The following is an 11,038-nucleotide window of genomic DNA, read 5'->3' as shown; positions in this document are numbered from 1 at the left end:
CACCCCTCTCCCCCCCCCCCCCCCCCTCCCTTACTCTTTTAAACCCCGGCGTGCGCGCGCGGGGGGGGGGCCGGCCCACCCCCCCCCCCGCCCACACGTGCGCCGGCCTGGCACCGGCTCGGAGGTTTCAGCCCAATGCTGGCGGGAAGCCCGTCGCCGCCCATGCTGTCGACGCAGGCGACGAAGAGGTGACCATGACCTTGGCCAACCCGGCTCCCGACTATTTCGAGCCCGAAGACGGCATGTTTCTCGCCACCCTGCTGATCGTCCGCGACATAGACCGGTCGCGAGAGTATTACGAGCGGGTCTTCGGGGCGACGTGCGTCCACGACGCGAGCCCGCTGATCATGAAATTCTTCAACAGCTACATCATCATCAACGTCGAGGGTGGGCCGACGGACGACAAGCCGATGGTGCAGGCCAAGGCTCCGGTCGACGCCAACACGTTGAGCTGCGCGATGAATATCCGGGTCCGAGACATCCGGAAGCTCTACACGGAGTGGAAATCCCGTGGTGCGGATTTCATCACCGAACCGAAGGACCACGGCACGGAGATCCGTTGCTATCTCCGCGACCCCGACGGCTATCTGGTGGAGATCGGTCAGGGCCTCTAGACCCTCGCCATCCGCGTTGGCTGCCCGCCATCTCGATGTGCTGTTGAGCGGTATACCTCTGAGGTATGAATATGACTCAGAGGTATATCGCTCACCACCGCATCCGCCCCCACGGAGGTGACCGCCGGCCGCCGGCCGCTGGCCGCTGGCCACAGCCGAGCCAGGTTAGGAATTACTCGTCCAGGTCAGGGGTTCTGAGCGCTACGCAGCGGGTGTCCCGCCCGCCACGAGTGCGAAACGCCGAAGTCTTCCTCGGGGCGGACGCTGGCGGGAGAGTTTGGGATGATGCGCCGGTCCACCTGCGACATCACCTGAGCTGAAGGGATTCCCGCGATGGCAAAGGTCATCTCCACGCTGTTCATCTCGGCCGACGGTGTGGCCGAGATCGGCCCCGACTGGCACTTCCCGTACTTCGACGAGGCCATGGGCCGCGCCGTCGCCGAGGACTATGACACCGCCGACGTGCTGCTCATCGGCCGTGCGACCTACGACAGCTTCGCCGGCGCGTGGCCCGACCGGGAGGCCGCCGGCGGGGAGGAGGCGCCGTTCGCCAAGCAGCTCGGGGACGTCCGCAAGGTCGTCGTCTCGCGCCAACCACTGACGTTCTCCTGGCGCAACTCCGAGCTGATCGCCGGTGATCTCGTCGATGCCGTCACGTCACTCAAGGCCGATGACGGGGTGCGCGGCATCCTCATCCCCGGGTCCATCTCCGTCGTGCAGCAGTTGCTGGCCGCGGGGCTGGTCGACGAGCTGCGCCTGCTTGTGCATCCGGTGGCGGCGCGTAAGGGACGCAAGCTCTTCGACGAGGGTGACACGGCGTACCACCTGCGGATGCTGGCCACCGAGGCGTTTCCGACGGGCGTGCTCCGCGTGATCTACGCGCCGGGTGCGGCACCCGGGAAGGTCGGCTACGACGACGTCAAGGACCAGGTGCCGGCCGGGCAGTAGCCAGCTTCGCGGGGAGCGTCGTAGGCCCGTGTGACCGAGCGACGACGGAGAGGTCTACCTCGGCTACGGCGCCTACCGCGCCATCCCACACCTCGGAACACCATTTAGTGAGGTTCATCGATATTGACGTGCGGCGTCGGCGGCGACAGGATCTCGGCACCACCACCCCCGTGATCCCTCTGGGAGGCGTCATGACCCGTCCCCGCCTGCCCCGCCTGCGGGCAGCCACCCGGTTGGCCGCACTCACAGTGGCCGCCGCCGGCGTGCTGCTCACCGTCGCCACACCCGCCAGCGCCGCCGTCCCCGCCGGCCGGTACGTCGCGCTGGGCGACTCGTACACCGCCGGTCCGCTCATCCCCACCCAGGTCGACCTGAACTGCCTGCGCTCCAACCGCAACTATCCCTCGCTGGTGGCCGCCGCCGCGGGCTCGTCGTCGTTGGCCGACGTGAGCTGCTCCGGCGCCACCACCGACGACATCCTCTACGGTGGCAGCGGCGCGTTGGGCAGCACGCTGCCACCGCAGCTCAGCGCGGTCACGTCCACCACGGCCCTGGTGACGGTGCAGATCGGCGGCAACGACATCGGCTTCTCCGGCATCATCGGCGACTGTGCGCAGGCAAGCCTCAGCAGCCCGCTCGGGTCGCCGTGCAAGAACCGCTACACCGCCGGGGGTGTCGACCAGTTGCAGGCGCGGATCGTCGCCGCCACGCCGAAGGTGACCGCCGTGTTGCAGGCGGTCCGCCGGGCCGCGCCGGGCGCGCGGGTCGTGGTCCTCGGGTACCCGGCGATTCTGCCGGACACCGGTTACGGCTGCTGGCCTGTCGTTCCGATCGCCTACCAGGACGTGCCGTACCTGCGCGGCATCGAAAAGTCGCTAAACGCGATGTTGGCGAGCACCGCGACCGCCAACGGCGCCACCTACGCGGACGTCTACGCACCGTCCGTCGGGCGCGACGCGTGCAGGAGCAGCGGCACCCGGTGGATCGAGGGGCTGGTGCCACAGAACTCGGCCGCCCCCTTCCATCCCAACGCCCGGGGTGAGCAGGGCATGGCCACCGCTCTGCTCGCTCGGCTGAACAGCTGACCATATTCGCGATCGGTTGAGCCGGCCCTGTCCCTGGCGGTGGGGCCGGCTCGCGGGCGGATCGCAGGGTGCTTGAGATCGAGTGGTCCGGGGTACCGAGAGTGTCATGCCGATTGTGGGGGAAGTCGTCGGAGGCCGTTATCGCCTGGTCGAGAGCATCGCCAGCGGTGGAATGGGTGACGTCTGGCGGGCGGTCGACGAAACCCTGGACCGCTGCGTGGCGGTCAAGATGCTGCAACATCGGCTGGTCACCGACGCCGGCTTCGGCGAGCGGTTCCGTCGCGAGGCCCGGGCGATGGCGGCCCTGCGTCACCCGGGTGTCGCCCAGGTTTACGACTACGGCGAGGTGTCCGGGCCCGACGCGCCGGCCCTCGCATACATCGTGATGGAGTGTGTGCAGGGACAGCCCCTGTCGGAGCGGATCGCCGAAATCGGCAGGCTGGACGCGGCCGAGACGATGTCGATCGCCGCGCAGACCGCCAGTGCGCTCCAGGCCGCACACGACGCCGGAGTCGTGCACCGCGACGTCAAGCCCAGCAACCTGATCATCGAGCCGGACGGGCATGTCGTGCTCGTCGACTTCGGCGTCGCGGTGACCCAGGAGGCGGCGAGCCTGACCGGTACGAACCAGGTCGTCGGCACGGCCCTCTACATGGCGCCCGAGCAGGTCGTGCGGAACGAGACCACGCCGGCGATCGACATCTACGCGCTGGGGGCCGTCGTCTACCACTGCCTCGCCGGTAGGCCCCCGCATCAGGGCGAGAACGCTGTCGCGGTGGCGCTGCGGCATCTCGAAGAGGAGCCGCCACCACTGCCCGAGGACGTGCCGGCGGAGGTCCAGCGGCTCGTCGCCACAGCGATGGCCAAGGATCCCGCCCGTCGCTTCCCGACGGCGGCGGCGATGGCAACGGCGGCGCAGACGCTCGGGGATCCGTCCGACCAGTTGCTGCGGACCGCCGTCGCAGCGCCGGTCGGGGCACCGGTCGAGCGTACCGAGGTCCTGCGGTCGGTCGTCGGCCGCGCGGCGAAGCGGTCGGGCGGTCCTGGCCCGAAGGTGCTCGCGGTGCTGCTCGGGTCGCTGGCCGCCGGGGCCGCCGTGCTGGTGTTCGCCGATCCCACCGGGATGATGCCGGGCCGGGCCGGGCAACCGTCGACGCCCCCCACGGTGTCACCAACGCAGCCGGGGCAACGCGAGCCCGGCCCCGGCCCCGGCGTCGGCGGCGGTGAACCGGCCACCGTCAGCTCTGCCGGCCTGCCCGTCAGCGCGACCGGGTCGTCGACCCCGACGCCCAGCGGATCGGCCAGCCCGGCGTCGGTGGGGCAGTCGACGCCGTCCGGCGAGAGCACCGGGGGAGCGCCCGAGCCCACGCCGTCCGAGAGCGCGCCGGCGAACCCGACGACAGCGCCGGCGGGTGGACCGACGGCTGCGCCGACCGAGACCTCCTCCGAGGAACCCGAGGAGGAGTCGGAGGAGCCGGCGGCGGATCCGACCAAGGAGCCGTCGGCCGAGGAGTCGGCGGCGCAGGAGACGGCCGCGCCGCAGGTCCAGTAACGCCACGCTGGCATGGCGGCCTCGGCCGCCATGCCAGCGGTGGGGTCAGGAGTTGGTTGGGCTCAGCCGGTGCGGCAGGTGATCGTCGGCCAGTTCCAGTTGCCGTTGGCCATGATCGTGATCCCGAAGTTGTTGCCGCTGCCGTTCGGTCGCGCGGTGACGGTGCCGCTGCTGCCGCTGACGGAGGCGTTCCAGCTGTTCTGGATGCTCTGGCCGCCGCCGAGGCCGAGGCTGACGACCCAGTTGCTGGCGCCGCTGACCGCGACGTTCAGGTTGAACCGGTCGCCCCACTGCTGGCCCGCCGAGATCGTCGCACTGCAGTTGCCGGTGCCCGGGTTGCCGGTGCCCGGGTTGCTGGTGGTGGGTGCGGAGGTCGGGTTGCTGCCGCCGCCGCCCTCCGAGACGGTGACGTCGGAGCTGCCGCTGCTCTGGTAACCCTCGGTGGCCATGATCTGGTAGGCGTGGTTGCTGCCGAGGTTCAGGCCGGCGCGGGCCCAGGCGTCGAAGTGGTTCGCGGTGGTGATGGTGCCACTCGAACGCTTCGACTGGCGGACGCTCCAGTACTGGTAGAACGTCTGATTGCCGTCGATCGACGGCGCGTTGACCCGCTGGCTGCGCAGGATGTCGTAGGTGCCGCCGTCAGTGGTGACAGTGCCCATCCGCTGGGCGCCGCTGCTCGGGTTGTAGCTGCCGAAGTTCTCCACCACGTAGTACTCGATCAGCGGGTTGCGCGTCCATCCGTACAGGGCGAGGTAGGTGTTGTTGTTGCCCGGGTTGTAGTTGGCCGAGTAGCTGACCGTTCGCCGGGAGCCGGTGGCCCAGCCCTTGCCGCCGACCCAGTTGTTGGTGCTGCGGTCCCAGCTGCTGGAGTATCGACCGTTTTCGCGCAGCGTCATGCTGGCGTTGCCGCCGTCCTTCCAGAAGGAGAAGTAGTAGCCGTTGTGCGTGCCGGTCAGGCTCGAGGTCAGCGTGCGATCCGCCTCGGCGTACGCGTTGGTGGCCGTCATCGTGCCGGTGATCGCCAGAACGGCGGCGCATGCGGTACCGAGGAGCAGCCGCATGCGGCCACGCCTCCTCGGTGTGGTGTGGCTGGTGTCGGTCATGTAACTGTGCCTCCTGGTGACGGCTGGCGGGGGCCAGCAGTGCGGTACGGCCCGCGGGCTGTCGGTGGCCTGGGACGACCATCGGCGTACCGCGTGGTGGTGGCCGGTCGTGCTGCGCGACGACCGGAGGAGTGGGTCGCGGTGACTGGTGCTGACGGCGATTGAGCGCCGTCGATGGCGACCGTATTAACCGGGTCGTCAACTTGTCAACAATTTTCGGAAACACGGCCGCAATCCAGCGGTGACCGACGGTCTGCTGCGGGGCGATGTCTATCCAGGTCAGTAGTCGATCAGGAGCCGTGCCGCACGTGGGGGACCCGCGATGATCGAAGAGGCCGTCAGAAGCAGCGGCCGGAAACTTCCGGATACTTTCCGGACCGCCAGCATCCGAGGATCGAGGGTGCGGGGCAGGTGGGCGCCGTCAGCGCAGGAGGGCGTTGAGCCGCGCGGCCTGGCGGGTCAGGTGGTCGCGCTCGGCCAGGTTGGACGCCTTCCGGGCCGCCTCGGCGTACAGCCGTGCGGCCGTCACCACACTGCCGTCGCGCTCGTGCAGGTACGCCGCGACCGCCGTGAAGCGGGGCAGCGCGTCGTCCAGCGCCGCGAGCGCCGCGAGACCGGCGCGCGGGCCGTCGGCCTCGCCGACCGCGACCGAGCGATTGAGCCGGACGATCGGGCTGTCGGTCAGCCGCGCGAGTTCGTCGTACCACTCGACGATCTGCACCCAGTCGGTCTCCTCGGCGGTGGGCGCGTCGGCGTGCAGTGCCGCGATGGCGGCCTGGGCCTGGAACTCGCCCAGTCGGTCGCGGGCGAGGGCCGCCTGAAGGATCTCGACGCCCTCGGCGATCGACGCGGTGTGCCATCGGCCGCGGTCCTGCTCGGCCAGCGGCACCAGGTTGCCGTCGGGCCCCTTGCGGGCGGCGCGCCGGGCGTGGTGCAGCAGCATGAGGGCGAGCAGCCCCGCCACCTCGGGGTGGTCGATGGCGGCCGCGAGTTGCCGGGTGAGCCGGATGGCCTCGGCGGCGAGGTCGACGTCGCCGGAGTAGCCCTCGTTGAAGACCAGATAGAGGACGCGCAGCACGGTGGCGACGTCACCGGGTTGGTCGAACCGCACTCCGGAGACCGTGCGCTTGGCCCGGCTGATGCGCTGCGCCATTGTCGCCTCCGGTACCAGGTAGGCCTGGGCGATCTGGCGGGTGGTCAGCCCGCCGACGGCGCGCAGCGTGAGCGCGACAGCGGACGACGGCGTCAGCGACGGGTGGGCGCACAGGAAGTAGAGCTGGAGCGTGTCGTCCACCGCGGGCGTGGGGCCGGGCGGCGGCTCCTCGTCGACGCGGTCCTCACGTCGGCGGCGGGCCGCGTCTGCCCGGGTCGCGTCGAGGAACCGACGCCAGGCCACGGCGACCAGCCAGCCCTTCGGGTCCCGTGGCGGGTCGGCGGACCAGACGCGGACCGCCTCGACCAGTGCGTCCTGTACGGCGTCCTCGGCCGCCGCGAAGTCGGCTCCGCGGCGGACGAGGACGCCGAGCACGCTCGGCGTGAGGCTCCGGATCAGCGCCTCGTTCACTCCGTGATGGTGGGTGGCTCGGTCAGGAACGGGCGCAGCTCGAGCCACTCGTGGATCGGCTTCCCGCCCTTGCCGGGGGCGGCGGACAACTCCCCGGCAAGCTCGACGGCGCGTTCGTAGCTGTCGACGTCGATCACCATCCAGCCGGCGATGAGGTCCTTGGTCTCGGCGAACGGGCCGTCGGTGACCGGCGGGCGGCCCTCACCGTCGTACCTGACGAACACCCCGTCGGGGGCGAGTGCCTGACCGTCGACGAACTCGCCGGTCTTCTCGAGCCGTGCCGCGAAGTCGTTCATGTACGCGATGTGCGCCGAGATCTCCTGCGGCGTCCACTGGTCCATGGGTACGTCGTTGACCGCGGCCGGGGCGCCGCGGTAGTGCTTGAGCAGCAGGTACTTCGCCATGGTGTTCTCCTCGGTGCGGGTGCGGCCGTTCGTGGCCACGTTCACCCCGGGGACGGAGCTGGTCGCCGGTTCTCGACATGGCCGCCCAGATTATTTTTACTCTCGCTGCGCGGCGCGCAGGAAACCGGTCGACACGGCGGCGCGGAAACCGGCCGAAACTTGATTCGTTCCAGAAAAGTGAGCTAGTGTTCGCCGGGTGATGTCCGACTTCGAGGCGCAACTGCGGGCCGCCTCGCTGCGCGTGACCCGGCCCCGACTGGCGGTGCTCGCGGCGTTGCGCGACCATCCGCACGTCGGCACCGACGCGGTGATCGCGCTGGTCCGGGCGGATCACCCCGCGGTTTCCCACCAAGCGGTGTACGACGTGCTGCGTGTGCTCACCGACGCTGGTCTGGTGCGGCGTATCCAGCCGGCCGGCGCGACCGCCCGCTACGAGTCCCGGGTCGCGGACAACCACCACCATGTCGTGTGCCGCTGCTGCGGCGCGATCGCCGACGTCGAGTGCGCCGTCGGTCACGCCCCCTGTCTCACCGCCTCGGTCGATCACGGTTTCGTGATCGATGAGGCGGAGGTCGTCTACTGGGGCATCTGTCCCGGCTGCGCGACCGAACGCACGCCCCAGAGATCCGCAAGCTCGGAAGGAAGTACATGAGCGACACGCAGGACAACGGCCCCACCAGTGCGCAGGGCGTGGACCAGAAGGCAGCCTCCGGTTGCCCGGTCGCGCACGACTCGGTGACCGCGCACGGCAGCGAGAGCGAGAACCCGGCGATCGACTCGCCGACCCCGAAGACCGGCGGTCGTCCGCGCACCAACCGGGACTGGTGGCCCAACCAGCTCGACCTCTCGGTGTTGCACGCCCACTCGTCCAAGGGCAACCCGTTGGGGGAGAACTTCAGCTACGCCAAGGAGTTCGCCACACTCGACGTCGAGGCCCTCAAGCGGGACATCGTCGAGGTGCTCACCACCTCGCAGGAGTGGTGGCCGGCCGACTTCGGCCACTACGGCGGCCTGATGATCCGGATGAGCTGGCACGCCGCCGGCACGTACCGCATCGAGGACGGTCGCGGTGGGGCCGGCGACGGCGGTCAGCGTTTCGCGCCGCTCAACAGCTGGCCGGACAACGCCAACCTGGACAAGGCCCGGCGGCTGCTGTGGCCGGTCAAGCAGAAGTACGGCCAGAAGATCTCCTGGGCCGACCTGCTCGTGCTCGCCGGCAACGTGTCCCTGGAGTCGATGGGCTTCAAGACCTTCGGCTTCGGCTTCGGTCGCGAGGACGTCTGGGAGCCCGAGGAGATCTTCTGGGGCCCGGAGGACACCTGGCTCGGCGATGAGCGCTACGCCTCCGAGAAGGAGATGGCGGCCGGCGTCGGGTCGACCGAGATGGGTCTCATCTACGTCAACCCGGAGGGCCCGCGCGGCAACGCGGACCCGGCCGCGGCGGCGCACTTCATCCGCGAGACCTTCGGTCGGATGGCGATGAACGACGAGGAGACCGTCGCCCTCATCGCCGGTGGTCACACCTTCGGCAAGACCCACGGTGCCGGTGTCGCCGACAACCACGTGGGCCCGGAGCCCGAGGGGGCCCCGCTGGAGGCGCAGGGTCTGGGCTGGCTGAGCACCCACGGCAGCGGCAAGGGCGCCGACACGATCACCAGTGGTCTCGAGGTGACGTGGACCGACGTGCCGACGCAGTGGAGCAACCGCTTCTTCGAGATCCTGTTCGGCTACGAGTGGGAGCTCACCACCAGCCCGGGTGGCGCGAAGCAGTGGGTCGCCAAGGACGCCGAGGCGATCATCCCGGACCCGTTCGACCCGGCGAAGAAGTACCGGCCGACGATGCTCACGACCGACCTGTCGCTGCGCGTCGACCCGGCGTACGAGAAGATCTCGCGCCGTTTCCTGGAGAACCCCGACCAGTTCGCGTTGGCCTTCGCCAAGGCGTGGTACAAGCTGCTGCACCGGGACATGGGCCCGATCGAGCGTTTCCTCGGGCCGTGGGTGGCGGAACCGCAGTTGTGGCAGGACCCGGTGCCGGCCGTGGACCACGAGCTCGTGGGTGACGCCGACATCGCCGCCCTCAAGGACAAGGTTCTCCAGTCCGGTCTGACGACCGCCCAGCTGGTCTCCACCGCCTGGGCGTCCGCCGCGACCTTCCGGCACACCGACAAGCGTGGCGGTGCCAACGGGGCGCGGATCCGCCTGGAGCCGCAGCGCAGCTGGGAGGTCAACCAGCCCGAGCAGCTGGCGACCGTCCTGACCGCCCTGGAGGGCATCCAGCGGGAGTTCAACTCGGCGGGTGGGGCGCGCATCTCGCTCGCCGACCTGATCGTGCTGGCCGGGTCGGCCGCCGTCGAGAAGGCGGCGCGTGACGCCGGCGTCGAGGTGACAGTGCCGTTCCGGGCGGGCCGCACCGACGCCACCCAGGAGCAGACCGACACCGAGTCGTTCCGGGTCCTGGAGCCGCGGGCCGACGGTTTCCGCAACTACCTGCGTCCGGGTGAGAAGACCCAGCCGGAGGTGCTCCTCATCGACCGCGCCTACATGCTCAACCTGACCGCGCCGGAGATGACGGTCCTCGTCGGCGGTCTGCGGTCGCTCGGCGCCAACACCGGCGGCAGCCAGCACGGCGTCCTCACCGACCGGCCGGGCGTGCTCACCAACGACTTCTTCGCCAACCTGCTCTCGCCGGGCACCCGGTGGAGCACGTCGAAGTCCGACGAGCACGTGTACGAGATCCGCGACCTGGCCACCGACGAGGTGAAGTGGACCGCCACCGCGGTCGACCTCATCTTCGGCTCCAACTCGCAGCTGCGCGCCCTCGCGGAGGTCTACGCCAGCCAGGACGCCCGCGACAAGTTCGTGGCCGACTTCGTGACCGCCTGGACCAAGGTCATGGAGCTGGACCGGTTCGACATCGCCTGATCAGCGCGACACCGACGAGCCCCGGTCGATCCGGCAACGATCGACCGGGGCTCGTCGGGCTCTGCGGAGCCACCGCGATGCCGGCGGCGCTATCGACGGGCGTCACGTGTGGCGGCTAACCTGTGGCCCCACACACCATCGATGTGAGGAGATGCGATGGCGCGTCGCACCGGCCGGCCTTCCTATCTGTCGGACAAGGCCGATGTACGTCGTCGCCGCATCGCGCGCCTGGTGGCGGTCACCGGGGCGATCGCACTGGTCACCGCCCTGGTGGGCGGGCTGATCGGCTATCAGGTGGGCCGACCGGACGCCACCGAGGCGTCCATCGCGTCCATCAAACAGGCCGAGGTGAAGCGGGACGCTCAGCAGATTCTGGAGCTGACGGAGACGGCCCGCCGGGTCAGCGCCCAGATCACTCCCATCCTCACCGCCCTCAAGGCGGACACGTCAGCCGGCCGAGCGCCGGATCCGGAGCAGGCCCGGCGGTGGCAGGAGAGCCTGCGCCAGGCGGCCGAGCCCTTCGCTGATCCGCCCTCGGGGAGCACCGCCACGAACGTGGCGCGAGGCGGGCTGCGCGGAGCGATCCAGCAGGCGGCCCTGGCCGTCGACGCCTACGCTCTGGCCGCCAGCGTGCCGGCGGCACAGCGCGCGGCACTGCTGGACGTCACCGCCCGGCAGGCGGCCGAGGCCGTCACGAGCTGGTCGGTCGCGGCGACCCAGCTCGACCAGGTCAGCGTCGATGCCGGCCACGGCCACCAACACGTGTTTCTCAGCACAGATCCCGAGGGGGCGGCCTTCACACCGGACGGGGCGGCCGAGGGCACCGGCGGCTGACGCCCCATT

At 70.1% G+C, this 11,038-nt stretch carries 10 protein-coding genes; 7 read left to right on the top strand and 3 right to left on the bottom strand.

Features of this window, described 5'->3' with window-relative positions; genetic code table 11:
• Positions 1–194: 194 nt before the first annotated feature.
• The 4 genes from ABZU25_RS22655 to ABZU25_RS22640 all read left to right on the top strand — a co-directional run bounded on the left by ABZU25_RS22655 (position 195) and on the right by ABZU25_RS22640 (position 4,199).
• On the top strand, positions 195–614 hold the full coding sequence (locus ABZU25_RS22655) for a VOC family protein (RefSeq protein ID WP_355031353.1): 420 nt from the start codon (positions 195–197) through the stop codon (positions 612–614).
• Positions 615–947: 333 nt separating this feature from the next.
• The gene (locus ABZU25_RS22650) at positions 948–1,562 is read left to right on the top strand and encodes a dihydrofolate reductase family protein (protein ID WP_355031351.1); all 615 of its coding nucleotides are present in this window, start codon (positions 948–950) and stop codon (positions 1,560–1,562) included.
• A 191-nt stretch (positions 1,563–1,753) separates the two neighbouring features.
• Positions 1,754–2,647 (top strand): SGNH/GDSL hydrolase family protein, encoded by an 894-nt coding sequence (locus ABZU25_RS22645; protein ID WP_355031350.1) that lies wholly within the window; start codon positions 1,754–1,756, stop codon positions 2,645–2,647.
• A 106-nt stretch (positions 2,648–2,753) separates the two neighbouring features.
• Positions 2,754–4,199 (top strand): protein kinase, encoded by a 1,446-nt coding sequence (locus ABZU25_RS22640; RefSeq protein ID WP_355031349.1) that lies wholly within the window; start codon positions 2,754–2,756, stop codon positions 4,197–4,199.
• A gap of 62 nt (positions 4,200–4,261) precedes the next feature.
• Here the strand turns inward: ABZU25_RS22640 and ABZU25_RS22635 are convergent, their stop codons facing one another.
• From ABZU25_RS22635 to ABZU25_RS22625, 3 genes are all read right to left on the bottom strand, one after another.
• Positions 4,262–5,302 (bottom strand): glycoside hydrolase family 11 protein, encoded by a 1,041-nt coding sequence (locus tag ABZU25_RS22635; RefSeq protein ID WP_355031348.1) that lies wholly within the window; start codon positions 5,300–5,302, stop codon positions 4,262–4,264.
• Between the two features lie 421 nt (positions 5,303–5,723).
• Positions 5,724–6,866: a sigma-70 family RNA polymerase sigma factor gene (locus ABZU25_RS22630; protein WP_355031347.1), complete on the bottom strand. Its 1,143-nt coding sequence runs from the start codon at positions 6,864–6,866 to the stop codon at positions 5,724–5,726.
• Positions 6,863–7,270: a YciI family protein gene (locus tag ABZU25_RS22625; RefSeq protein ID WP_355031352.1), complete on the bottom strand. Its 408-nt coding sequence runs from the start codon at positions 7,268–7,270 to the stop codon at positions 6,863–6,865. The genes ABZU25_RS22630 and ABZU25_RS22625 overlap by 4 nt, the downstream gene beginning before the upstream one ends.
• A gap of 196 nt (positions 7,271–7,466) precedes the next feature.
• On the opposite strand from ABZU25_RS22625, the gene ABZU25_RS22620 reads away from it, so the two are divergent.
• The 3 genes from ABZU25_RS22620 (at position 7,467) to ABZU25_RS22610 (ending at position 11,029) form a co-directional block, all read left to right on the top strand.
• Complete coding sequence (locus tag ABZU25_RS22620; RefSeq protein WP_355031346.1) at positions 7,467–7,922, top strand: Fur family transcriptional regulator; 456 nt, start codon at positions 7,467–7,469, stop codon at positions 7,920–7,922.
• A complete protein-coding gene (katG, locus tag ABZU25_RS22615) occupies positions 7,919–10,195 on the top strand; it encodes a catalase/peroxidase HPI (RefSeq protein WP_355031345.1) in 2,277 nt (758 codons plus the stop codon). Before ABZU25_RS22620 ends, katG begins: the two co-directional genes overlap by 4 nt.
• Positions 10,196–10,351: 156 nt before the next feature.
• Complete coding sequence (locus ABZU25_RS22610) at positions 10,352–11,029, top strand: hypothetical protein (RefSeq protein ID WP_355031344.1); 678 nt, start codon at positions 10,352–10,354, stop codon at positions 11,027–11,029.
• Positions 11,030–11,038 lie beyond the last annotated feature (9 nt).

It is taken from the genome of Micromonospora sp. NPDC005215 (assembly GCF_040607915.1).
Lineage (GTDB): Bacteria > Actinomycetota > Actinomycetes > Mycobacteriales > Micromonosporaceae > Micromonospora.
The sequence above is the reverse complement of the archived record's forward strand: the minus strand, read 5'-3'. Positions and strand labels throughout refer to the sequence as shown.

Bases quoted from the DNA above. Each gene is read 5' to 3' on its own strand.
- ABZU25_RS22635 (WP_355031348.1), bottom strand. From the start codon at position 5,302: ATGACCGACACCAGCCACACCACACCGAGGAGGCGTGGCCGCATGCGG.
- ABZU25_RS22640 (WP_355031349.1), top strand. From the start codon at position 2,754: ATGCCGATTGTGGGGGAAGTCGTCGGAGGCCGTTATCGCCTGGTCGAG.
- ABZU25_RS22655 (WP_355031353.1), top strand. From the start codon at position 195: ATGACCTTGGCCAACCCGGCTCCCGACTATTTCGAGCCCGAAGACGGC.
- ABZU25_RS22645 (WP_355031350.1), top strand. From the start codon at position 1,754: ATGACCCGTCCCCGCCTGCCCCGCCTGCGGGCAGCCACCCGGTTGGCC.
- ABZU25_RS22610 (WP_355031344.1), top strand. From the start codon at position 10,352: ATGGCGCGTCGCACCGGCCGGCCTTCCTATCTGTCGGACAAGGCCGAT.
- ABZU25_RS22650 (WP_355031351.1), top strand. From the start codon at position 948: ATGGCAAAGGTCATCTCCACGCTGTTCATCTCGGCCGACGGTGTGGCC.
- ABZU25_RS22625 (WP_355031352.1), bottom strand. From the start codon at position 7,270: ATGGCGAAGTACCTGCTGCTCAAGCACTACCGCGGCGCCCCGGCCGCG.
- katG (WP_355031345.1), top strand. From the start codon at position 7,919: ATGAGCGACACGCAGGACAACGGCCCCACCAGTGCGCAGGGCGTGGAC.